The organism is Citrobacter sp. R56 (genome assembly GCF_016811995.1).
Lineage (GTDB): Bacteria > Pseudomonadota > Gammaproteobacteria > Enterobacterales > Enterobacteriaceae > Citrobacter_D > Citrobacter_D enshiensis.
Map to the genome: position 1 here is coordinate 3,111,040 of NZ_CP069159.1, position 24,004 is coordinate 3,135,043.

Here is a 24,004-nt window from a genome sequence, read left to right on the forward strand (position 1 = left end):
TCCCCCAGAGCAAAACGTTATGATTAAGCTCGTAGTGTAGCCGCAAATTCCAGCATGCGGTTTAACGGCAATAAAGCGCCTTCTCGCAGCGTTTCGTCAACATGGATTTCGTGGGACGCTCCGCCTTGTTCCAGGCCTTCAGCAATCGCCTTAAGGCCGTTCATCGCCATCCACGGACAATGAGCGCAACTACGACAGGTTGCACCTTCTCCCGCCGTCGGCGCTTCGAGGAGTTCTTTCTCAGGAACCGCCTGCTGCATTTTGTAGAAAATACCCCGGTCAGTCGCCACAATCAGTTGCTGATGCGGCAGCGTTTTCGCCGCAGTAATGAGCTGACTGGTTGACCCCACCGCATCGGCCATATCAACGATCGACTGCGGTGACTCAGGATGAACCAGCACGGCAGCATTGGGATAAAGTCCCTTCATGCGGATTAAGGCCTGGGTTTTAAACTCATCGTGTACGATACAGGCGCCCTGCCAGCATAGCACGTCGGCACCGGTCTGTTTCTGCACGTAATTACCCAAATGGCGATCAGGAGCCCAGATGATTTTTTCACCTAAACTATCAAGATGCTCAATAAGTTCAACGGCGATGCTGGACGTCACCACCCAGTCTGCCCGCGCTTTTACCGCAGCGGACGTGTTGGCATAGACCACCACGGTACGATCCGGATGGGCATCACAAAAAGCACTGAATGCGTCGATCGGGCATCCCAAATCCAGCGAACATTCCGCCTGCAAAGTCGGCATCAGGATGGTTTTTTCCGGGCTGAGGATTTTGGCGGTTTCCCCCATAAAGCGAACCCCTGCAACCAGCAGGGTTGATGCGGAATGTTTCGCGCCAAAGCGAGCCATCTCAAGCGAATCCGAAATACAGCCGCCGGTTTCTTCGGCCAGTTGCTGGATTTCCGGGTCGGTGTAATAGTGAGCGACCATCACAGCATCCCGCTCTTTCAGCAGACGTTTGATTTTCTCACGGTAGTAGTGTTTTTCATCCACACTCAGCGGCGCTGGCTTTGGTGGAAACGGATAGATTGCAACTTCTGGATCAAACATCACGCTCATCATGCTTTCTCGTTTTACTGGCTTAACGAAATTGCCGGTCATTAGCGCACTTCGCGCATTAATCGGACATAAGTGTTTTGTATGCTAAACAAGATAGCCGAAACAGGGGGAAAAGTCGTGGAGATTTTGAGCGTGGGTGTATGTATCTGGTGTCAGGTGGCGCAGGGTTTACCCGAACCTGCTGCAGGTTCGAATCGTCTAAATCGCTGATAGCAAAAAGGCGCCTTTAGGGCGCCTTTTTACACTGGTGGGGCGTGCAGGATGACTCGCTTCGCTCGCCCTCCGGGCCGTCGCCGCCAGCGGCTCCGTTGTCTCACTGCGTGAGACCCGAACCTGCTGCAGGTTCGAATCGTCTAAATCGTAGATAGCAAAAAGGCGCCTTTAGGGCGCCTTTTTACACTGGTGGGGCGTGCAGGATTCGAACCTGCGACCAATTGATTAAAAGTCAACTGCTCTACCAACTGAGCTAACGCCCCCATATGGGGTTTACTGCTTTATTCTTTTCAGGAACCCACCTCGATATTGGTGGGGCGTGCAGGATTCGAACCTGCGACCAATTGATTAAAAGTCAACTGCTCTACCAACTGAGCTAACGCCCCATTCGGGTGTTACCTGAAATATTTTACTCGGTTACCAATTTAAAATTGGTGGGTCGTGCAGGATTCGAACCTGCGACCAATTGATTAAAAGTCAACTGCTCTACCAACTGAGCTAACGACCCGAGTGGTGGGTGATGACGGGATCGAACCGCCGACCCCCTCCTTGTAAGGGAGGTGCTCTCCCAGCTGAGCTAATCACCCGATACTACGCTGGATACTGCTTACTAACTGCTTTAAGTGGTGGGTCGTGCAGGATTCGAACCTGCGACCAATTGATTAAAAGTCAACTGCTCTACCAACTGAGCTAACGACCCACTTTTGCGCTGCTTTTGGTTTGTTTGATATCCCGTGGCAACGGCGGCATATATTACTGATTTCAGATTTCAGCGCAACAAAAATTTCGATATAGATCACTCAACTGCTTAGGAATCACACGACACGACCAGAAATAACGCGATTTCTGGTCGCATGGTGTGCATTACATCGCACTGAGACGTTTTTGCGCTTGTTTCGCACCATCGGTACCAGGGTATTTACTGATGACCTGCTGGTAAACGGCTTTGGCTTTTGCTGTATCGCCTTTGTCCTGCATGATGACGCCGACTTTAAACATCGCATCAGCAGCCTTCGGAGACTTCGGATAGTTTTTCACTACCGAGGCAAAATAGAACGCTGCATCATCTTTTTTACCCTTGTTGTAATTCAACTGCCCCAGCCAGTAATTGGCATTCGGCTGGTACGTTGAGTCCGGGTATTGTTTGATGAAGTTCTGAAACGCCACAATCGCGTCGTCCTGACGCGCGTTATCATGCACCAGGGCAATTGCTGCGTTGTAATCCGTATTCGCGTCTCCGCTTGACGCGGGCGCGCCTGACGTTGCTGCTCCAGCATCAGGAGCTGGTGTTGGCGTAGTCGTTGCCGCACCACTTTGATCGCCAGCTGCAGGTTGCGCTGCGGTATTACCGCTGCTCAGACTGTCTATCTGTAACAGGATCTGCTTCTGGCGCTCAACGACCTGATTCAGTTGATACTGGCTTTCCTGAATTTGGCCACGCAGGGAATCAATATCAGTCTGATTATCGGAAAGTTGTTGCTGGAGTTGGGTTAAAAGCTGGCTATGAGCATTAGAAATACGCTCGAGTTGAGTGACGCGGTCTTCGACCGAGCCAGAGCCGACACTACTGATTGGCGCCTGAGCAAAAGCGGCCCAGGGGGCCGCTATGCCAACCAGTAACGACAGACTCAACAGGTGATGTCTGAAGTTACTGCTCATGTCATTCTCTTAGTAAACCAGTACGGCACGACGGTTTTTGGAGTAAGCCGCTTCGTCATGACCCAGTACTGCAGGTTTTTCTTTACCGTAAGAAACGATGGAGATCTGGTCAGCAGAAACGCCTTTACCCTGCAGGTACATTTTCACGGCGTTAGCACGACGTTCGCCCAGGGAGATGTTGTACTCAGGAGTACCACGTTCGTCCGCGTGACCTTCTACGGTGACTTTGTAAGACGGGTTGCTACGCAGGAAGTTTGCGTGCGCATCCAGCATTGCAGCGAAATCAGAACGGATATCGTACTTGTCCAGATCGAAGTAAACGATGTTGTTCTGCTGCAGCTGTTGCATCTGCAGACGCGCTTGTTCTTCGGAGGACATGTTGCCGCTGCCATTAGCATCCATACCAGTGCCAGCACCCATCATGCCTTCGCTGCCGTCATTGCTGGCGTTCTTGTTAGAAGAACATGCCGCGATTGCCATAACAGGCAGAGCGATCATCAGCCCCTTCAGCACTTTGTTCAGTTGCATTTCAATGATTCCTTTATTAATCAATTATTTATTATCACAGATACGGCGACCAGGCAGGGAATTTAACCTGACCATCAGTTGCCGGAAGACGCGCCTTGAAACGCCCATCTGTAGAAACCAAATTCAGCACGGATCCCATCCCCTGAGAAGAGCTGTAGATTACCATAGTGCCGTTAGGTGCCAGACTTGGCGTTTCATCCAGGAACGTTGACGACAGAACTTGTACGCCACCCGCTACCAGATCTTGTTTGGCAATGTGTTGTTGCCCACTATTTGAGCTTACCATTACCATAAATTTACCGTCGCTGCTCACATCAGAATCCTGGTTTTGCGATCCTTCCCAGGTAATACGTTGCGGAGCACCGCCGTTGACATTGACTTTATACACCTGCGGACGACCGGCCTGGTCAGAGGTAAATGCCAGATTCTGGCTGTCCGGGAACCAGGTTGGTTCAGTGTTGTTGCTGCGACCGTCCGTCACCTGGCGGATCTGACCAGAGCCAATGTCCATCACATACAGGTTCAGACTACCGGTTTTAGACAAAGCAAACGCCAGTTTGCTGCCGTCCGGAGAGAATGCCGGCGCACCGTTGTGACGCGGGAAAGAGGCAACCTGGCGAACCGCACCGTTAGACAGCGTCTGGATGACCAGCGCAGAACGGCCACTTTCAAAGGTAACGTATGCCAGTTTGGAACCGTCCGGAGACCATGCCGGAGACATCAGCGGCTGCGGAGAACGGTGAACCACAAACTGGTTGTAGCCGTCATAGTCAGACACACGCAGTTCATACGGGAACTGACCGCCATTGGTCTGAACCACATAAGCGATACGGGTACGGAACGCGCCCTTAATACCGGTCAGTTTTTCAAACACTTCGTCACTTGCAGTATGACCAGCATAACGCAGCCACTGCTTGTTCACTTTGTAAGAGTTCTGAGCCAGAACGGTACCCGGTGCACCGCCGGTATCAACCAGCTGATACGCAACATTGTAGGAACCGTCCGGATTCGGCGTTACCTGGCCGACCACGACAGCGTCAATACCCAGAGCAGACCATGCCGCAGGCTGAACTTCCTGAGCGGTACCCGGCTGCTGAGGCAGGCGAGAACGGTCTAGCGGATTAAATTTACCGCTGTTGCGCAGGTCAGCGCCCACGATACCACCGATATCTTCAGGAGCCGCGCCCGGCCCCGCCCACTGGAACGGAACAACGCCAATAGGACGACCGGAATCTACACCACTGTCGATCACAATGCGGACTTCAGCGTGCAGAACCGACGCCCACAGTATGAGAAAACCAAATGCTACTCGTAATGCCTGCTTCATCATATCTCCCTTATCTGGACAGATAGCCCACGATAATTTAGCAGAATGTTAACAAACTCAAATACACAAAACTACCAGAACCCAGCGACAACCGGTGTCTGATGTTGACCGATGTGACGGCCAACATCGCGATTACGGTTTGAAGTCCAATGGTGCGTTTTTGAACACTTCATATACTGCCTGGCTTGGCGGTTTCGGGATCTTCGCAAGTTTAGCTGCTGCAAGCGCAGCCTGACAAAGCGCGGGATCGCCACCTTCAGACTGAATATCCAGTAACATGCCGTCGGAAGCCAGTTTTATGCGCAGCGTACAGGTTTTCCCTGCATAGGACGAAGCGTCATAAAACTTACTTTCAATGGCAGTTTTAATCTGCCCGGCATAGTTGCTGATATCCGCACCTGATGCGCCATTATTTTTAGTATTACCACTTCCGGCAGGGGAAGCATTGCTGCCTTTCGCCCCGCCGCCGGATTTCGGCGCATTCTTACCAGAGCTTAAATCGCCCAGCAGATCGTCGACACCGGAAGCTGCTGCAGCTTTTTCAGCCGCCGCTTTTTTAGCGGCAGCGGCTTTATCTGCTGCTGCTTTCTTATCGGCTGCAGCTTTTTTATCTGCGGCAGCCTTCTCAGCCGCGGCTTTTTTGTCCGCTGCGGCTTTTTCTGCAGCCGCTTTCTTATCGGCTGCGGCTTTTTCAGCCGCGGCAGCTTTCGCAGCAGCTGCTTTTTCAGCTTTCTCAGCGGCAGCCTTCTCTGCCTGTGCTTGCTTAGCAGCTTCTGCCTGTGCTTTTTTCGCAGCATCAGCGGCAGCTTTAGCCGCCATCACCTCGGCGACTTTCTTCGCATCAGCAGCGGCTTTTGCGGCGGCTTCAGCCTCCGCTTTTTTCTGTGCGTCAGCGGCCGCTTTCTTCGCTGCTTCTGCGGCTTGTTTCGCCTGAGCATCCGCCTTGGCCTTCGCGTCGGCAGCTGCTTTCGCCGCCGCTTCCTCAGCCTGCTTCTGTTGCTCCTGCGCTTTCGCCGCTGCGGCTTCAGCCTGTTTTTGCTGCTCCGTCTGCTCACGCACTTTTTCCTGCGCAGCTAAACGTTCTTTCTCAAGTTGCTTCAAACGCTCTTGTTCAGCAGCCTGTTTCTCACGAAGCTCCTCGGCTTGCTGCTGCGCTTGTTTTTCACGCTGTTGCTCAGCACGCTTCGCACTCGCCTGTTGCTGCTGCTGACGATCGTACTGTTGAACAATAGCGCCAGGATCTACCATGACGGCGTCAATGGAAGATCCACCGCCGCCCCCTGCTGATGCCTCAATGTGCTCATCGAACGAACTCCAGATCAGTACCGCAAATAATATGACATGCAGCACCGCTGAAATAATTATCGCCCGTTTGAGCTTGTCGTTTTGTTCGGTTGCCTTTGACACTCTCGGTTCCCAAAAAACTGTTCGCCTGTTACTCGCTATATTGCAAGCCAGAGGGGCGCAGACTTCAGATTGGCTGCGTCATTAAGCCAACCGACTTCACGCCCGCACTGTGTAACAAGTTCAGCGCTTTAATTATTTCATCGTAAGGCACATCTTTCGCGCCACCGATTAAGAAGACCGTTTTCGGATTGGACTCCAGGCGACTCTTCGCCTCGGCAATAACCTGTTCTGGCGGTAACTGATCCATACGATCTTTTTCAACCACCACGCTGTATTGCCCAATACCGGAAACTTCAATAATGACCGGAGGTTCGTCATTGCTACTAACGGCCTGCGACTCGGTCGCATCCGGCAGATCGACTTCCACACTCTGGGTAATGATGGGCGCTGTCGCCATAAAGATCAGCAACAGCACCAGCAGAACGTCGAGCAACGGTACAATATTGATTTCGGACTTAAGTTCGCGACGACCTCGTCCACGCGTTCTGGCCATGGCTTACCCCTTGTTGCTTTCGCTACTGGTAAATGCCTGGCGGTGCAGGATCGCGGTGAACTCTTCCATAAAGTTGTCGTAATTCAGTTCCAGCTTGTTCACGCGCTGATTCAGGCGGTTGTAGGCCATAACGGCTGGAATAGCAGCAAACAGACCGATGGCCGTTGCAATCAATGCTTCCGCGATACCTGGTGCAACCATCTGCAGGGTAGCCTGTTTTACCGCGCCCAGCGCGATAAAGGCGTGCATAATCCCCCAGACCGTACCAAACAGACCGATATACGGACTGATGGACCCTACCGTACCGAGGAAGGGAATATGCGTCTCTAATGTTTCCAGCTCACGGTTCATCGAGATACGCATCGCACGGGATGCTCCTTCAACCACCGCTTCTGGCGCATGATTGTTCGCACGATGTAGTCGCACAAACTCTTTGAACCCGCTATAGAAGATTTGCTCTGAACCGGCCAGGCTATCACGGCGCCCCTGGCTTTCCTGGTACAGGCGAGACAGTTCGATTCCGGACCAGAATTTATCTTCGAACGCTTCAGCTTCACGCCCAGCCGCGTTAAGAATACGAGTTCGCTGGATAATGATAGCCCAGGATGCGATCGAAAAACCAATCAAAATCAACATGATAAGTTTAACCAGAAGGCTTGCCTTCAGGAACAAATCAAGGATATTCATGTCAGTCACTGCTTAAACTCCGCGACAATAGACTTGGGAAGCGCACGAGGCTTCATTTTGAGTGGATCAACGCAAACAATCAGAACTTCTGCTTCATTCAGCACAGTGTTCTCTGCGTTGACAATGCGTTGCGTGAATACCAAAGAGGTGCCACGCATTGACGTAATTTCTGTTTGGATTTCGAGCATATCGTCAAGTCGCGCTGGCGCAAAATATTCCAGGGTCATTTTGCGAACCACAAAGGCGACTCGTTCAGCCAGCAACACCTGTTGGCTGAAGTGATGATGGCGCAGCATCTCTGTGCGTGCTCTTTCATAAAAAGCGACGTAACTGGCGTGGTAAACCACACCACCGGCATCGGTGTCTTCATAGTAGACACGAACCGGCCATCGAAATATATACTTATTCATTCCTGCTGCCTCTTTGTTGGCTCTGTCCACTCACTCCAGCCACTGACTCCAGTCAGCGCCTGGTGATTCGCGCACTTGCCGCCACGATGCATCGAGAATGCTGTTGTATATAGCGTTGTATTCACTTTACATCCCGGTAATGCAACAAAAGTTAGAGATTTTAAACGTTGCTACTATACGCGCGCTATTGAGGCTTGGGAATGGGGGGAAGTTAAGGGAGAGTAAAAAATTATGGGCTTATGCAAGCCCATAAATATTTAAGGATGTTTCTTATTCAAATGAAGAAGAAAAACAGACCGGTGATAAGCACAATATCGGCAATCAATGGCGAGAAAAGCCCCTGCCAGTGAACCGCGCGGGGACGGAATCCCACACCGTGAATCACACCTGCACAGACCGCCCACATCAACAGAAAACCATGCCAGATTTCCAGCTCACTGGTTTTTGCTGCGAAGCGTGATGGGTCCCAGAATATGCAGCCAGCCAACACGATTGCCAGCACAAAGGAAAGCGCCCGCAAGGGGCGCTTATCCATTACCGCATATAACATCGCGATAATGTTGGTCATCAGCTTTCTTCTTGTCCGGCTTTGCCTGCTTCAACGTGCTCAAGCGCCAGCGCTGTGATTATCCCAAATGCACAGGCAAGAAGCGTTCCCAAAATCCATGCGAAATACCACATTTTAAGCTCCTTACTTAGTACAGAGAGTGGCTGTTGCGTTCAATATCTTCTTTGGTGATGCGACCGAACATCTTCCAGTAACACCAGCCGGTGTAGAGCAGGATGATCGGTACAAACACCGCCGCAACCCAGGTCATCAGATTCAATGTTCTCTGGCTGGAGGTGGCATCCCACATCGTCAGACTTGCGTTCATCATCGTGCTGGACGGCATCACAAACGGGAACATTGCAATACCGGCGGTCAGGATGATGCAGGCCAACGTCAGTGAGGAGAAGACGAACGCCCAGGCTCCTTTTTCCATACGAGACGTCAGGATGGTCAACAGTGGCAGAACCACGCCCAGCGCCGGAACCAGCCACAGGATAGGTGCATTGTTAAAGTTCACCATCCATGCGCCCGCTTCTCGAGCCACTTCTTTGATCATCGGGTTAGAGGCGGCATGGTGATCCAGTGCGGAAGTCACAACATAACCGTCAATACCGTAGATCACCCAGACCCCTGCCAGAGCGAAGCAGACCAGAGTCACCAGAGCCGCAACCTGTGACGTCGCACGTGCACGCAGATGGAGTTCACCCACGGTACGCATCTGCAGATAGGTCGCGCCCTGTGTAATGATCATCCCCACGCTCACGATACCTGCCAGCAGACCAAACGGATTCAGCAACTGGAAGAAGTTACCGGTGTAGTACAAACGCATGTACTCATCCATGTGGAACGGAACCCCTTGCAGCAGGTTGCCGAATGCCACGCCAATCACCAGCGGTGGAACGAAGCTACCGATGAAGATGCCCCAGTCCCACATGTTGCGCCAGCGCATGTCTTCGATCTTCGAGCGGTAATCAAAACCGACCGGACGGAAGAACAATGACGCCAGAACAAGGATCATCGCCACATAGAAACCGGAGAACGCAGCGGCATACACCATCGGCCATGCAGCGAACAATGCGCCACCCGCGGTGATCAGCCAAACCTGGTTACCGTCCCAGTGTGGGGCGATGGAGTTAATCATAATTCGACGCTCGGTATCATTACGACCGAGGAAACGGGTGAGCATGCCCACCCCCATGTCGAAGCCATCAGTGACCGCAAAACCAATCAGCAGAATGCCAACCAGCAGCCACCAGATAAAACGCAATACTTCATAATCGATCATTTGACGACTCCTGTCTTAGCGTGCCGGCTGAGAAGTCACAGTGGACTGCTCGTAGTGATAACGACCGGTTTTCAGGCTGCTCGGGCCACGGCGTGCGAACTTGAACATCAGGTACAGTTCAGCCACCAGGAACAGGGTGTACAGGCCGCAAATCAACAGCATCGAGAAGATGAGATCGCCGGCAGTCAGCGAAGAGTTCGCCACGGCTGTCGGTAACACTTCACCAATCGCCCACGGTTGACGACCGTACTCAGCGACGAACCAACCGGACTCAATGGCAATCCACGGCAGCGGAATCGCATACAGCGCCGTGCGCAGCAGCCATTTTTTCTCGCCGATACGGTTGCGAATGACAGTCCAGAAAGAGACCGCGATAATCGCCAGCATCAGAATGCCGCACGCCACCATGATACGGAACGCGAAGTACAGTGGTGCAACGCGAGGTATAGAATCTTTCGTTGCCTGCTGAATTTGCGATTCGGTCGCATCGGTGACCTTATCGGTATAGCGTTTCAGCAACAGACCATATCCCAGGTCTTTCTTCATGCTGTTGAACTGGTCACGAACGGCCTGATCGGTTGAGCCAGCACGCAGTTCTTCCAGCAACTGATACGCTTTCATCCCGTTACGGATACGCTCTTCGTGCTGCACCATCAGGTCTTTCAGACCAATGACCTGCGTATCAACAGAGCGGGTGGCAATGATGCCCAGCGCGTAAGGAATTTGAATCGCAAAATGGTTTTCCTGCGCATCCTGGTCCGGAATACCGAACAGCGTAAAGGATGCTGGTGCAGGCTGGGTTTCCCACTCTGCTTCAATAGCGGCGAGTTTGGTTTTCTGCACATCACCCATTTCGTAACCGGATTCATCACCCAAAACGATAACAGAGAGAATGGCAGCCATACCGAAGCTGGCAGCGATGGCAAAAGAGCGTTTAGCGAACGCGAAATCACGGCCGCGCAGCATGTAGTAGGAGCTGATACCCAGAACGAACATCGCGCCACAAACATAACCAGAGGCGACAGTGTGAACGAATTTCACCTGTGCAACCGGGTTAAGCACCAGCTCAGAGAAGCTCAGCATCTCCATGCGCATGGTTTCAAAGTTGAAATCCGCTGCAATTGGGTTCTGCATCCAGCCGTTCGCAACCAGAATCCACAACGCGGAAAGGTTTGAACCCAACGCCACCAACCAGGTGACGCACATATGCTGGACTTTGCCCAGGCGGTCCCAACCAAAGAAGAACAGACCTACAAAGGTAGATTCGAGGAAGAAGGCCATCAGACCTTCGATCGCCAGCGGCGCACCGAAGATATCCCCTACATAGTGAGAATAGTAAGACCAGTTAGTCCCGAACTGGAACTCCATGGTCAGACCGGTTGCCACACCCAGAGCGAAGTTGATCCCAAACAACTTGCCCCAGAACTTGGTCATATCTTTATAAATCTGTTTGCCGGAAAGGACGTAGACCGTTTCCATAATGGCCAGCAAAAACGCCATACCGAGCGTCAGTGGCACAAACAGGAAGTGGTACATCGCGGTCAAGGCAAACTGTAAGCGCGACAGTTCGACTATATCTAACATCATGACTCCTTGCTCATCGCATGAAGACTCCGAGAGTGAACCCCGTTAGAAAGGGTCACACGCATGCCCCAATACAAATTTATTTGCGCGCTTTCTTCGTTACTGTTTTGTCGTGAGAGGAAACAGCAACGATGAAAGGTTACAAACATGTTAATAAAAAACTCAAATTGATCCCGCAATTATATTACGCCGCAAAATCCTTACAATAAACAGGTTTTTATTGAGTTAGATTTACGTTTTTCGACAGTGATCAATTTATAGCGAACTTATCACTTTTTCACCAATTTGATCATGGACAATTTATCGCGTTTTAGCGTGCTTTTCCAAGTATTAAACTTTGATTTATATCAAAATCCACAAAATCTGTTAACAATGTGTATTGCTGGTAACTTCAGTAAATTCAATGTTACACACATGTATCGAAATTGAAACGCGCGATTACCTAATAGGCGCGTACGCATAAAAAAACCGTAATTTAATTAACGTATCCGTGGGATTAACCCGTTCCCGGACTTAACTTTTTAGCGTAGTCAATTGACGGTTATTTTCCATAACGGAAATTCATTACAAAAAACAATCACAATAATTTTACTTTTGCGCTCATTTTAATTAACACTGAGCCGTTATTATTCTGTTAACAACAAATCTGCACCCGGTATCGCTTTTGTCTGATTGCTTGCTATTCATGCAAGTTATTGGTTGAACACTCATGGCTGAGCAGGCAGAAACGCCTCTACTTCACTTCCCCTCCTCCACTGACGGAACAAATCTGTCCATCCATACGTGTTTCCACACGGCCGATTATCGCTCTGGCAAAAGGAGCCATAGCGTCACAGACCGATTTCAGAAGGACGATACAGTCGCAAGAGACGTTCTTCCCTGCCCTCCGCCATTTTTAATGCACAGCACAGGTCACCCTCAGGCGGCGAAGGGAGACGCTTTCCATGGGAAAGCTGCCCGACGACATCGATGCCGGAGAAAGTCTCCCGTGGATTAAAAAATGGCAGGGCAATTAGCGATTGCCGTAACGCGTTTAAAACGGACGACGATAAATTTGCTTTGATCACACGCAGAAAACAGCATTAAGTAGTATCTCACGTGATTATTATCATTGGAGAATGATACATAGCTCGCAAATATAAAATGACAGCTACCACAAACAGTATAATCGATCACAAATCAGATAAAACAAATTATTATCATTTTTATCCTTTTATTAACAACAATCAAAACGCTTAACGTCTCATTGTATTATATTCCGTTATGCACCTCACAATTTCATCTTCACTCATATTTAAGCAACGAAATAATCTCATACACCTCAAATAAGATTTTGATCACAAAGATGACATCCGAGTTAATTAATGGTTTTTGTAATTAAATAAAAACCACATTGAAAAAACAACCATAACACACTGATATTAAACACTTTATTTAATAACGAAATTCTAAACAATCGTTTTCAGAAGGATATTTTGAAAATAGATCAATTGCTTCATTTTTAGCTTAAACAGACACTCCTGGGCTATTAACAGGTTACGACAACCTGCGTTCTAAATATTAAAAACGAATCTTACTTTTTTACCAACAGCCCTACAGAGGATTACTCATGAAAAAATCTACACTTGTTATTGGCGTCATTGGTGCTGACTGCCATGCGGTAGGCAATAAAGTTTTGGATCGCGTTTTTACTAACCATGATTTTCGCGTAATCAATCTGGGGGTGATGGTAAGCCAGGATGAATATATCGACGCCGCGATCGAAACCGGTGCCGATGCAATTGTGGTGTCATCTATTTACGGTCACGGCGATATCGACTGCCTCGGTTTACGTGAGCGCTGCATCGAACGTGGCATCGGCGAAATTCTGCTCTATGTCGGCGGTAACCTGGTCGTCGGTAAGCACGATTTCTCCGAGGTAGAAGCGAAGTTTAAAGATATGGGCTTTAACCGTGTCTTCGCACCAAGCCACGATCTGGAAGATGTCTGCCAACTGATCACCAATGATATTCAACAGCGCAATGGTGTTGAACAACGTTGTCTCGAAGAGGCTATCTGATGCAAACAGTCTCTGTCGATATCGGATCGACGTGGACCAAGGCCGCCCTCTTCGATTACGAAGGGGACGCGTTAACCCTGGTAAATCACGTCCTGACGCCAACCACCACGCATCATCTGGCAGAAGGTTTTTTTGCCAGCCTGAATCAGGTGCTAAATGTTACCGATGCTCGCCCGTTACTGAAAAGTGGTGAAGTGCAGTTGAAGTATTCCTCATCGGCCAAAGGTGGACTCGCCGTTGCCGCAATGGGGCTTGTACCGTCTATTACGCTGGAATCTGCGAAAGTCACCGCTCACTCTGCGGGGGCAAAAATCGCGCAGTATTACTCGTACAAACTCAACCGGCATGACATCCAGGCACTGGAATCGTCGCCGCCGGACATCCTGCTGTTTTCTGGCGGCACGGATGGTGGCGAAGAAAGCTACGGCCTGGCAAATGCGCGTGCGCTGGCTGAGTCGAATGTCAACTGCGCCATTATTTACGCCGGAAACCGGGATATTCAGGACGAAGTACAGTCTATTTTGGCGCAGAAGGATCTGACCATCGTAGACAACATTCTGCCAGATCTCGATCACCCAAATCCGTATGCCGCCCGTCAGGCCATTTGCGATCTGTTTTTATCACGCATCGTGAAAGGCAAAGGACTGGACGTCATTGTGGACGCGACCGGTGAAGAGCCGATGCCAACGCCCTGGACTGTCTTTGAGCTGGTGAAAGCGATAAGCGATTACGACAGCGCGTGGAAAGAGTTCATGTTGATCGACATGGGCGGTGCCACGACTGATGTCTACTCTGCCAGCGCTAACACGCTCTCCCCTGACACCGTACTGCATGGCGTACCGGAACCTTTCGTCAAGCGTACCGTTGAAGGCGATCTGGGTATGCGCGTCTCCGCCGTCGTGGTGGGTGAAAGTACCCAGGAAATGGTGAATGTCGTATTTGCACAACAACCGGCACGTCAGGAAGCCTTTTACGGCTATCTGCGTCACTTGGTGGCACACCCGGATTACCTGCCGCACAACGAAGAAGAAAAATACTTCGACACCCTGCTGGCGGGACTCTGTGTAGGTTACGCCGCCGAGCGACACGCCGGAACCAAAAAACAGGTCTGTACCTGCGTGGGAAACGTCGACTTACAGATGGGTCGCGATCTCACCACCGTACGCAAAATCGTCGGTTCTGGCGGATGGCTCTCACGCGCCAGCCAGTTCGATATTCACAACTGGCTTAAATACCGGGAACTGGATGACGACGGCAGAAGGATCCTGTTGCCGAACCAGTTCGAATATTACCGCGATTCCTATGGCCTGCTTCCACTACTGGCTAACGTTGCCAGGTTGTACCCGCAAGCCGCTGCTCGCACCAGCATTCAATGTTTAACCCTATAAAACATAAGGCTACAAAGAATGGAACTCCGAAATAAAAAGTTAACCCATGATGAATTCATGACCGAGCGCGCCGAGGTTATCAAGACCTGGCATACCGGCAAGGACGTCGAAAATTTTGAAGATGGCGTTAAATACCAACAGACTATTCCAGAGAGTAAACGCTTTTCTCACGCACTGCTGAAAGCCGATCAGGAAGGTAAAACCCTGAGTCAGCCGCGCGCGGGCGTTGCGTTAATGGATGAGCACATTGAACTGCTCAAAACATTGCAGCAAGAGTGCGACCTTCTGCCGACCACTATCGATGCGTATACCCGTTTGAATCGCTATGAAGAAGCGGCGATCGGGATTCAAAAATCCATTGAAGCGGGTACGTCAAAACTGAACGGGTTACCGGTTGTTAACCACGGGGTTGCAGCCTGCCGTCGTCTGACCGAAACGCTGGAAAAACCACTGCAGATTCGTCACGGTACGCCGGATGCGCGTCTGCTGGGTGAAATCTCCATGGCCAGTGGATTCACCAGCTATGAAGGCGGCGGTATTTCCTACAACATCCCTTACGCCAAGCGCGTCACGCTGGAAAAATCCATCCGCGACTGGCAGTACTGCGACCGCATGATGGGGATGTATGAAGAACACGGTATTCGTATCAACCGTGAACCGTTCGGCCCGCTGACCGGCACCCTGATCCCGCCGTTTATGTCCCACTCAGTGGCGATTATCGAAGGCCTGCTGGCGCTGGAACAGGGCGTTAAATCGATTACCGTCGGTTACGGCCAGGTGGGTAGCCTGACGCAGGATATCGCAGCGATTCAGGCCCTGCGCGAACTGTCCCACGAATACTTCCAGAATTATGGTTTCGACGATTACGAACTGAGTACGGTATTCCACCAGTGGATGGGCGGCTTCCCGGAAGATGAATCCAAAGCGTTCGCCATCATCTCCTGGGGTGCAGCGGTCGCAGGTATGTCCGGTGCCACTAAAGTGATCACCAAGAGCCCGCACGAAGCATGGGGTATCCCGACAGCTGCGGCAAACGCGCAAGGGCTTAAAGCCTCTCGCCAGATGCTCAACATGGTCTACGACCAGAAATTCCCGCAGTGCGCTGCCGTGGAACAGGAAGTGGATCTGATCAAGAGCGAAGTCCGCGCTGTGCTGAAAAAAGTCTTCGAACTGGGCAACGGCGACATAGCGCGCGGCACAGTGCTGGCCTTTGAAGCAGGTGTTCTGGACGTGCCTTTCGCGCCGGCCTCCTGTAACGCAGGCAAAATCCTGCCGGTACGCGATAACTCAGGCGCTATTCGTATCCTCGAAGCCGGTGCGGTTCCGCTGCCGAAAGACATTCTCGCCCTGCACCACGACTACGTCGCAGAGCGTGCGAATTTCGAAGGACGTAAACCTTCCTTCCAGATGGTTATCGATGACATTAACGCCGTATCCCACAGCAAATTAATAGGAAGACCATAATGAAAATTAAACAGGCCCTTTTCACCGCTGGCTACTCCTCATTTTATTTTGACGATCAGCAGGCGATCAAAGATGGTGCAGGTCATGATGGGTTCATTTACACCGGCGATCCGGTAACGCCTGGCTTTACTTCCGTCCGTCAGGCCGGTGAGTGTGTCTCCGTACAGCTGATTCTGGAAAACGGTACAGTCGCCGTCGGTGACTGCGCTGCGGTGCAGTACTCTGGTGCGGGCGGTCGTGACCCTCTGTTCCTGGCGGAAAATTTCATTCCATTCCTGAATGACCACATTAAACCGCTGCTGGAAGGCCGCGATGTGGATGCGTTCCTGCCGAACGCCCGCTTCTTCGACCAGTTACGCATTGACGGTCAACTGCTGCATACCGCAGTACGTTACGGTCTGTCTCAGGCACTGCTGGACGCCACCGCGCTGGCATCCGGTCGCCTGAAAACAGAAGTCGTTTGCGACGAATGGCAGCTGCCATGTGTTCCGGAAGCGATTCCTTTATTTGGTCAGAGCGGCGACGACCGTTATATCGCCGTCGACAAAATGATCCTCAAAGGTGTTGATGTTCTGCCTCATGCGCTGATCAACAACGTCGAAGAGAAACTGGGTCTTGAAGGCGAAAAACTGCGTGAGTACGTGCGCTGGTTGTCTGACCGCATCCTGAGCCTGCGTACCAGCCCGAACTACCACCCGACGCTGCATATCGATGTGTACGGCACGATTGGCCTGATTTTCGATATGGACCCGGTACGCTGCGCTGCGTATATCGCTAGCCTGGAGCAAGAAGCACAGGGCCTGCCGCTGTACATTGAAGGTCCGGTCGATGCGGGTAACAAACCGGATCAGATCCGTCTGTTGACCGAAATCACCAAAGAGCTGACCCGTCTGGGTTCCGGCGTGAAAATTGTGGCCGACGAATGGTGTAACACCTACCAGGATATCGTGGACTTCACCGATGCAGGCAGCTGCCACATGGTGCAGATTAAAACCCCTGATCTGGGCGGTATTCACAACATCGTTGATGCAGTGCTGTACTGCAACAAGCACGGAATGGAAGCCTATCAGGGCGGTACCTGCAACGAAACCGAGATCAGCGCCCGCACCTGTGTGCATGTCGCACTGGCCGCACGCCCAATGCGTATGCTGATCAAACCGGGTATGGGCTTCGATGAAGGTCTCAATATCGTGTTCAACGAAATGAACCGTACCATCGCGTTGTTGCAGACAAAGGATTAAGAAATGGCTCGCACATTTAAGATCTTATCGCCGACGGCTATTCTGGGTTATGGCTTCCCGGAAGAGAGTTTTCGCAAAGCCATGGAAGAGTCACCGGATCTTATTGCTGTTGACGCGGGATCCTCCGATCCAGGCCCTCACTACCTGGGCGCCGGTAAACCGTTTACCGATCGGGCAGGCGTTAAACGCGATCTGCGGTATATGATCACCGCTGGCGTGAAAAACAATATTCCTGTGGTGATTGGTACTGCCGGTGGATCCGGCGCGGCACCGCATCTGGAATGGTGTCGCCAGATAATCCTGGAGATTGCGCAGGAAGAGAAGCTGTCCTTCTCGATGGCGTTAATCCCATCGGATGTTGAAAAAGACGTCGTTCATCAGGCGTTGGATAACGGGAAAATTACCGCCCTCGACTTCGTGCCGGAACTCACTCACGAAGCCATTGACGCGAGCACCTACATCGTCGCGCAAATGGGTGTCGAACCTTTCCAGCGTGCGCTGGAAGCCGGTGCGCAGGTTGTTCTTGGCGGACGGGCATATGACCCGGTCTGCTTCGCCGCCCTGCCCATCATGCAAGGTTTCGATGAAGGGTTGGCTCTGCACTGCGGGAAGATCCTTGAATGTGCTGCCATTGCTGCAACGCCTGGCTCCGGCTCAGACTGTGCGATGGGAATTATCGATGACAACGGTTTCACGCTGAAGACATTTAATCCGAAGCGTAAATTTACCGAAACCTCGGCCGCTGCCCATACCCTGTATGAGAAGTCAGATCCCTACTTCCTGCCAGGTCCCGGCGGCGTGCTGAACCTGAAAGGCTGTAGCTTTAAGGCTGTGAACGAGGGCGAAGTCTACGTCAGCGGCTCACGCCATGAAGAGACACCTTACGCACTGAAACTGGAAGGCGCGCGTCAGGTCGGATTCCGTTGCATGACCATCGCCGGAACACGCGATCCGATCATGATCGCGGGCATTGACACCATTCTTGAAGAAGTGAAAGCCAGCGTGGCGAGCAACCTCTCTCTGAATGATGACAGCATCCGCATCACGTTCCATCTGTACGGTAAAAACGGTGTCATGGGTCTCCATGAACCCATGCAGTCAGCCGGACACGAACTGGGGATCTTGTTGGATGTGGTTGCGCCGACGCAGGACATTGCCAACAGCGTTTGCTCGCTGGTGCGCTCTACCCTGCTGCATTACGGTTATGAAAACCGCATTGCAACGGCGGGCAACCTCGCCTTCCCGTTCTCACCGTCTGATATTCCAAGTGGGCCGGTGTATGAGTTCTCAATTTACCATCTGATTGAGGCAAGCGACGCACTGCGTTTTGATTTCCACATCGAACAGGTGACGCCAGAAGGAATCCAGGCATGAAACAGTCAATTTGTTCACTGGCGCAGGTAATTCGTTCCAAAAACGCCGGACCGTACGAACTGGTTTTAGATATTTTATTTAAAACTCGTGAAGATTATCAGCGTGTAAAAGAATCGGGGCAATTAACACCACAGCTTATCGCTGAGTTATATCACGTTGAGCCTGACTTTATTCATCGCATTGTCTGGTTTGATCCAGCTAACGCGGTAAAAATCGTCATGCCGCGCGATATTATCTCCGGGAATGTGGGGGACAATGATGTTTATGGTGCCCAGCAGCATGCGCCATTACTCAGTATCCATTTTGATTTTTAATAAATAACACAACAACAACCATTGAAGTGCTGGATTCTGCTGTATCGAGGCACTTCGCATAATTCATGCGGTTGGTCATAACAGGCGAGCACCTGAGCGTTTTTCTGCGCTCGGGTGCTTGCTAACCCTACACATAAATTACCGGCCATTTTCCGATGGAGTAAACATGAAGAAAATTAGTTTAACAAAGATGATCATATTAGGCCTGATACTCGGGATGATTACCGGGGTGGCTATAAATAATATGGCAGCAGTTGACACAGCAAAGTCGTATTCACAACACATTTCCATTTTCACCACCATATTTTTACGTATGGTGAAAATGATTATCGCTCCTCTGGTTATTTCTACCCTCGTGGTAGGTATTGCCAAAATGGGCGATGCGAAAACCCTGGGACGTATATTCTCAAAAACGTTTTTCCTCTTCATTCTCGCGTCCCTGATCTCCATTGCCCTGGGTCTGGTCATTGTTAACATCTTCCAACCAGGTGTTGGCATTAACTTTGTGCCTCATGACGTCGGCGCAGTGTCTGCCGTTAAGTCTGAGCCGTTCACGCTGAAAGTCTTCATCTCACACGCAGTACCTACCAGTATTGTGGATGCGATGGCGCGTAACGAAATCCTGCAGATTGTCGTGTTCTCTATCTTCCTCGGTTGCAGCCTGGCAGCGATCGGAGAAAAAGGTGAGCCGATCGTGAAAGTGCTCGATTCTCTGGTACACGTAATGCTGAAACTGACCGGTTATGTGATGCTGTTTGCACCACTGACCGTGTTTGCCGCCATCTCCGGACTGATCGCTGAACGCGGTCTGGGCGTGATGGTCAGCGCCGGTATCTTTATGGGTGAGTTCTACCTGACGTTGAGTATGCTGTGGGCGATTCTGATTGGTATGTCGACGATGATTGTTGGTCCGTGCATCGGCCGTCTGACAAAATCTATCCTCGAACCAGCCCTGCTGGCCTTCACCACTTCCAGCTCTGAAGCGGCCTTCCCTGGCACGCTGGATAAACTGGAAAAATTCGGCGTCTCTTCCAAGATTGCCAGTTTCGTTCTGCCTATCGGTTACTCCTTTAACCTGGTCGGCTCCATGGCCTACTGCTCGTTTGCAACCGTATTCATCGCGCAGGCCTGTAACATCGAACTGAGCATGGGTGAGCAGATCACCATGCTGTTAATCCTGATGCTGACTTCAAAAGGCATGGCTGGCGTACCGCGTGCGTCAATGGTGGTTATTGCCGCAACCCTCAACCAGTTCAACATTCCTGAAGCAGGTTTGATCTTGCTGATGGGTGTCGATCCGTTCCTCGACATGGGCCGCTCCGCGACCAACGTCATGAGTAACGCCATGGGTTCTGCAATCATCAGCCGCTGGGAAGGTGAGCACTTCGGTGAAGGTTGCCGTGGTAAAGCCCCTGAACAACGTCCGGTTACTGAAGCTGCTCTTTCCTAATTTTATATAACCAGATGCACTGGGCCGACTCCGGTCGGCCTTTTTTCCAACAACAACACCAACACTAACTTCACCAGGATCCTTTATGAATCTAAAACTTCTTAGCGTCAGTGTGTTTTCGGCAAGCTTACTCTGCAGTGCTGCCGTTTGGGCTCAACCCGCTCCGGATTACGCCCAAATCATAGAGCAAGCGCATCAAAAATATAAAAACAATAACGACGGAAAAGTCGCTGACTACATCCCGGCACTGGCAACCTACAGCCCGAAATTTTACGGTATCGCGATCGCGACCGTAGATGGAAAAATCTACAAAGTCGGTGATTCCAGCAAAGCGTTTCCAATGGAGTCGCTGAGCAAGGTCTTCACAATGGCGTTGGCGATGGAGCAGCATGGAACGCAGGTTGTACTGGATAAACTCGGCGCTAATGCCACCGGTTTACCGTTCAACTCCGGTCTGGCAGTTGAGCTGACGCAGGGCGCACCGGAAAACCCGCTGGTGAACGCGGGCGCCATGAGTACCGTGAGTCTGATTGAAGCGAAAGACAAAACGGAACGCTGGAACAAAATTCTCAATTACATGAATGACTGGGCAGATGCGAAGCTGGTCGTCAACCAACCGGTATTCAAATCGGAAATGGACACCAACCAGCATAACCAGGCGTTGGCGAAATTGATGGAATCGTACAACAGCTTCTACGGCAACACCGATGAAGCCGTCGAGATTTATACCCGTCAGTGTTCAGTCGATCTCAACGTCGAGCAGCTCGCCAAAATGGGTGCCGTACTTGCTAACAACGGTAAATCACCTTTCAACGGCAAACAGTTGCTGAACGAGAAGTATGTTCCGCAGGTGCTGGCAGAAATGGCCATTGCCGGTCTCTATGATGGCAGCGGCAAGTGGCTGTACACCGTAGGTATTCCGGCGAAAAGCGGTGTCGGCGGCGGTATGGTCGCCGTTGTCCCAGGTGAGTACGCGATTGCCGTTTACTCTCCGCCGCTGGATCAAGCCGGTAACAGCGTTCGCGCACAGAAAACGATCGAAGATGTCGCTCACGCGACGCAGGCCAACGTCTTTTTAGGCCAGTAAGAAAATGCCGGATGGCGACGCTTAGGCGTCTTATCCGGCCTACAACGGATAGCGAACACGTAGGCCGGATAAGGTGCATGCACCGCCATCCGGCAAAATAACCACAAGGTGAGAAGTTAACATGTCTAAACCATTTGTCTGGCAAGAACCGTTTCTTCAACAAAAAGATAATACAGAATACGAATTGCTGAGTAATCAATACATTTCAGTAACGGAGTTAGACGGTGAAGAGGTCATCAAAGTCGCACCAGAGGCACTGACATTGCTGGCTCAGCAGGCGTTTTATGAAGCCTCTTTTTTCCTGCGCGCCGGACATCTGAAACAAATCGCCAGTATTCTGCATGACCCACAGGCCAGCAGTAATGATAAATACGTTGCTCTGCAGCTGTTACGTAATGCTGAGGTTTCCGCCAAAGGCGTACTGCCTAACTGCCAGGATACTGGCACAGCAACCGTGGTGGCGAGCAAAGGACAAAATGTCTGGACGGGCTGCAATGACGCCGAAGCGTTAAGCAAAGGGGTCTATACCACTTTCACAGAGAATAATTTGCGCTACTCGCAAAATGCCCCGCTGGACATGTACACCGAGGTGAATACCCAGACCAACCTGCCAGCACAAATCGATATTAGCGCGACGCCGGGCAGCGAATACCGTTTCCTTTTCGTCAACAAAGGCGGTGGTTCAGCCAACAAAGCGGCGCTGTACCAGGAAACCAAATCTATTCTGCAACCCGAAAAACTGAAGAACTTCCTGATCGAAAAAATGAAGTCGCTGGGAACGGCTGCTTGCCCGCCGTACCACATCGCGTTTGTGGTGGGTGGATTATCTGCCGACCAGGCGCTGAAGGTCGCGAAACTGGCCTCGACAAAATACTACGATAACCTGCCCACCAGCGGAAACGAGCTGGGTCAGGCATTCCGCGACACCGCGCTGGAAACCGCACTGCTCAACGCCAGCCGCGAATTTGGCATTGGCGCACAGTTTGGCGGCAAATATTTCGCGCATGATATCCGTGTCATTCGTCTTCCACGTCACGGCGGCTCCTGCCCTATCGCAATGGCGCTCTCCTGCTCGGCCGATCGCAACATTAAAGCGAAAATTAACAAACACGGCATCTGGCTGGAAAAACTGGAGCACAATCCGGGCAAATACATTCCTGACTCTCAGCGTGTAGAAAATAGCGCTCAGACCGTTCGCCTTGATCTTAATCGCCCTCTGCGTGAGATCCTGCATGACCTCTCTGCGTTGCCGATTGGTACACGAGTGACCCTGAATGGCCCAATCGTCGTTGCCCGCGATATCGCGCATGCCAAAATTAAAGAACGTCTGGACAACGGCGAACCCATGCCGGAGTACATGAAACACCATATCGTCTACTACGCAGGTCCGGCAAAAACACCGGAGAACAAGGCCTGCGGCTCACTCGGTCCGACGACCGGCGGTCGTATGGATGGCTACGTGGACGCGTTCCAGGCCGCAGGCGGCAGCTTGATTATGTTGTCCAAAGGCAACCGCAGCAAGCAGGTGACTGATGCCTGTCATAAGCATGGCGGATTTAACCTCGGCAGCATCGGCGGCGCTGCAGCCCTGTTGGCGCAGCAGTATGTGAAGAGCTTACGTTGCCTCGAGTATCCCGAACTGGGAATGGAAGCCGTCTGGATGATGGAAGTCGAAAATCTGCCTGCGTTTGTACTGGTAGACGACAAAGGCAATAACTTCTTCAGCCAGTTTGAGCAGCAGCATCGCTGCACAACCTGCCCTGCCGGGCATTAAGGAGCAATCATGGAAGCGCGATCCAATACCGAAAGGCACCGTCAGCGGCAGCAGAAACTGAAAGAACACGTTGATACCCGCGTGGCAGCAGCAACCGAACAGAAAGGCATCCTGATCGTCTTCACCGGCAACGGCAAAGGCAAATCGACGGCAGCTTTTGGTACGGCAACACGCGCTGTCGGCCATGGAAAAACGGTTGGCATCGCGCAATTTATTAAAGGCCAGTGGGATAATGGCGAATACAACACCCTGCAACCCCTTGGCGTTGAATTCCATATTATGGGTACCGGATTCACCTGGGAAACGCAAAACCGGGAATCTGATATTCAGGCGGCGCAGGGGGTCTGGCAGGAGAGCAAGCGCATGCTGGCCGATGCGCACTACGATCTGGTCGTGCTGGATGAGTTGACCTATATGCTGGCTTATCATTACCTGGACACGCAGGAGGTGATTGCCGCGATTGTGAATCGTCCTGCTCACCAGACCGTCATTGTCACCGGACGCGGCTGCCATAGCCAGTTACTGGAGCTTGCCGATACGGTCAGTGAAGTTCGCCCGGTAAAACACGCGTTCGACAGCGGCATTCAGGCACAAGCTGGAATCGATTGGTAAATGCAGGGGCGGTGCTAGCGCGCCGCCCTTC

Annotated in this window: 22 protein-coding genes and 5 tRNA genes; 10 read left to right on the top strand and 17 right to left on the bottom strand. The window is 51.5% G+C overall.

Annotated features, from left to right (window positions below):
• Nucleotides 1-23: 23 nt before the first annotated feature.
• From nadA to cydA, 17 genes are all read right to left on the bottom strand, one after another.
• Nucleotides 24-1,067 (bottom strand): quinolinate synthase NadA, encoded by a 1,044-nt coding sequence (gene nadA, locus JM656_RS14765; RefSeq protein WP_203361293.1) that lies wholly within the window; start codon nucleotides 1,065-1,067, stop codon nucleotides 24-26.
• A gap of 400 nt (nucleotides 1,068-1,467) precedes the next feature.
• Nucleotides 1,468-1,543, bottom strand: a tRNA-Lys gene (locus JM656_RS14770).
• 47 nt (nucleotides 1,544-1,590) lie between these two features.
• Nucleotides 1,591-1,666: transfer RNA gene (locus tag JM656_RS14775), tRNA-Lys, on the bottom strand.
• A gap of 46 nt (nucleotides 1,667-1,712) precedes the next feature.
• Nucleotides 1,713-1,788: transfer RNA gene (locus JM656_RS14780), tRNA-Lys, on the bottom strand.
• 3 nt (nucleotides 1,789-1,791) lie between these two features.
• Nucleotides 1,792-1,867, bottom strand: a tRNA-Val gene (locus tag JM656_RS14785).
• 37 nt (nucleotides 1,868-1,904) lie between these two features.
• A tRNA-Lys gene (locus JM656_RS14790) sits at nucleotides 1,905-1,980 on the bottom strand.
• 164 nt (nucleotides 1,981-2,144) lie between these two features.
• Entirely contained in the window at nucleotides 2,145-2,939 is a 795-nt protein-coding gene (gene cpoB / locus JM656_RS14795) for a cell division protein CpoB (protein ID WP_203358445.1), read from the bottom strand.
• A gap of 9 nt (nucleotides 2,940-2,948) precedes the next feature.
• The gene (pal, locus tag JM656_RS14800) at nucleotides 2,949-3,467 is read right to left on the bottom strand and encodes a peptidoglycan-associated lipoprotein Pal (RefSeq protein ID WP_162383422.1); all 519 of its coding nucleotides are present in this window, start codon (nucleotides 3,465-3,467) and stop codon (nucleotides 2,949-2,951) included.
• A gap of 34 nt (nucleotides 3,468-3,501) precedes the next feature.
• Entirely contained in the window at nucleotides 3,502-4,794 is a 1,293-nt protein-coding gene (gene tolB, locus JM656_RS14805; RefSeq protein ID WP_192611609.1) for a Tol-Pal system beta propeller repeat protein TolB, read from the bottom strand.
• A gap of 132 nt (nucleotides 4,795-4,926) precedes the next feature.
• Nucleotides 4,927-6,201, bottom strand: a complete 1,275-nt coding sequence (gene tolA, locus JM656_RS14810; RefSeq protein ID WP_203358446.1) for a cell envelope integrity protein TolA — start codon at nucleotides 6,199-6,201, stop codon at nucleotides 4,927-4,929.
• A gap of 64 nt (nucleotides 6,202-6,265) precedes the next feature.
• Nucleotides 6,266-6,694, bottom strand: coding sequence for a colicin uptake protein TolR (tolR, locus tag JM656_RS14815; protein WP_192611607.1), 429 nt, complete (start codon nucleotides 6,692-6,694; stop codon nucleotides 6,266-6,268).
• Nucleotides 6,695-6,697: 3 nt separating this feature from the next.
• A complete protein-coding gene (gene tolQ / locus JM656_RS14820; protein WP_203358447.1) occupies nucleotides 6,698-7,390 on the bottom strand; it encodes a Tol-Pal system protein TolQ in 693 nt (230 codons plus the stop codon).
• Nucleotides 7,387-7,791, bottom strand: a complete 405-nt coding sequence (ybgC, locus tag JM656_RS14825; RefSeq protein WP_192611606.1) for a tol-pal system-associated acyl-CoA thioesterase — start codon at nucleotides 7,789-7,791, stop codon at nucleotides 7,387-7,389. Before ybgC ends, tolQ begins: the two co-directional genes overlap by 4 nt.
• 274 nt (nucleotides 7,792-8,065) lie before the next feature.
• Nucleotides 8,066-8,359 carry a cyd operon protein YbgE gene (ybgE, locus tag JM656_RS14830; protein WP_203358448.1) on the bottom strand — a complete coding sequence of 98 codons (294 nt, stop codon included), beginning with the start codon at nucleotides 8,357-8,359 and terminating at the stop codon, nucleotides 8,066-8,068.
• Nucleotides 8,359-8,472 (bottom strand): cytochrome bd-I oxidase subunit CydX, encoded by a 114-nt coding sequence (cydX, locus tag JM656_RS14835; RefSeq protein WP_071828905.1) that lies wholly within the window; start codon nucleotides 8,470-8,472, stop codon nucleotides 8,359-8,361. Before cydX ends, ybgE begins: the two co-directional genes overlap by 1 nt.
• A gap of 14 nt (nucleotides 8,473-8,486) precedes the next feature.
• The gene (cydB, locus tag JM656_RS14840) at nucleotides 8,487-9,626 is read right to left on the bottom strand and encodes a cytochrome d ubiquinol oxidase subunit II (protein WP_203358449.1); all 1,140 of its coding nucleotides are present in this window, start codon (nucleotides 9,624-9,626) and stop codon (nucleotides 8,487-8,489) included.
• Nucleotides 9,627-9,641: 15 nt separating this feature from the next.
• Nucleotides 9,642-11,210 (bottom strand): cytochrome ubiquinol oxidase subunit I, encoded by a 1,569-nt coding sequence (gene cydA / locus JM656_RS14845; RefSeq protein WP_162383430.1) that lies wholly within the window; start codon nucleotides 11,208-11,210, stop codon nucleotides 9,642-9,644.
• Between the two features lie 1,609 nt (nucleotides 11,211-12,819).
• On the opposite strand from cydA, the gene glmS reads away from it, so the two are divergent.
• The 10 genes from glmS (at nucleotide 12,820) to cobO (ending at nucleotide 23,973) form a co-directional block, all read left to right on the top strand.
• A complete protein-coding gene (gene glmS / locus JM656_RS14850; RefSeq protein WP_192611603.1) occupies nucleotides 12,820-13,269 on the top strand; it encodes a methylaspartate mutase subunit S in 450 nt (149 codons plus the stop codon).
• The gene (gene glmL, locus JM656_RS14855; protein WP_203358450.1) at nucleotides 13,269-14,657 is read left to right on the top strand and encodes a methylaspartate mutase accessory protein GlmL; all 1,389 of its coding nucleotides are present in this window, start codon (nucleotides 13,269-13,271) and stop codon (nucleotides 14,655-14,657) included. The genes glmS and glmL overlap by 1 nt, the downstream gene beginning before the upstream one ends.
• 18 nt (nucleotides 14,658-14,675) lie before the next feature.
• Nucleotides 14,676-16,121, top strand: coding sequence for a methylaspartate mutase subunit E (locus JM656_RS14860; RefSeq protein WP_203358451.1), 1,446 nt, complete (start codon nucleotides 14,676-14,678; stop codon nucleotides 16,119-16,121).
• Entirely contained in the window at nucleotides 16,121-17,362 is a 1,242-nt protein-coding gene (locus tag JM656_RS14865) for a methylaspartate ammonia-lyase (RefSeq protein ID WP_203358452.1), read from the top strand. The genes JM656_RS14860 and JM656_RS14865 overlap by 1 nt, the downstream gene beginning before the upstream one ends.
• Nucleotides 17,363-17,365: 3 nt before the next feature.
• Nucleotides 17,366-18,736: an acyclic terpene utilization AtuA family protein gene (locus tag JM656_RS14870; protein WP_192611599.1), complete on the top strand. Its 1,371-nt coding sequence runs from the start codon at nucleotides 17,366-17,368 to the stop codon at nucleotides 18,734-18,736.
• Nucleotides 18,733-19,050: a DUF4387 domain-containing protein gene (locus JM656_RS14875; RefSeq protein WP_162382520.1), complete on the top strand. Its 318-nt coding sequence runs from the start codon at nucleotides 18,733-18,735 to the stop codon at nucleotides 19,048-19,050. The genes JM656_RS14870 and JM656_RS14875 overlap by 4 nt, the downstream gene beginning before the upstream one ends.
• Nucleotides 19,051-19,216: 166 nt before the next feature.
• The gene (locus JM656_RS14880; RefSeq protein ID WP_203358453.1) at nucleotides 19,217-20,500 is read left to right on the top strand and encodes a dicarboxylate/amino acid:cation symporter; all 1,284 of its coding nucleotides are present in this window, start codon (nucleotides 19,217-19,219) and stop codon (nucleotides 20,498-20,500) included.
• Nucleotides 20,501-20,585: 85 nt separating this feature from the next.
• Nucleotides 20,586-21,587: a glutaminase A gene (gene glsA / locus JM656_RS14885; protein ID WP_203358454.1), complete on the top strand. Its 1,002-nt coding sequence runs from the start codon at nucleotides 20,586-20,588 to the stop codon at nucleotides 21,585-21,587.
• Nucleotides 21,588-21,708: 121 nt separating this feature from the next.
• Nucleotides 21,709-23,361, top strand: a complete 1,653-nt coding sequence (locus tag JM656_RS14890) for a class I fumarate hydratase (RefSeq protein WP_203358455.1) — start codon at nucleotides 21,709-21,711, stop codon at nucleotides 23,359-23,361.
• 9 nt (nucleotides 23,362-23,370) lie between these two features.
• The gene (cobO, locus tag JM656_RS14895) at nucleotides 23,371-23,973 is read left to right on the top strand and encodes a cob(I)yrinic acid a,c-diamide adenosyltransferase (protein WP_203358456.1); all 603 of its coding nucleotides are present in this window, start codon (nucleotides 23,371-23,373) and stop codon (nucleotides 23,971-23,973) included.
• The last annotated feature ends 31 nt before the right edge of the window (nucleotides 23,974-24,004 follow it).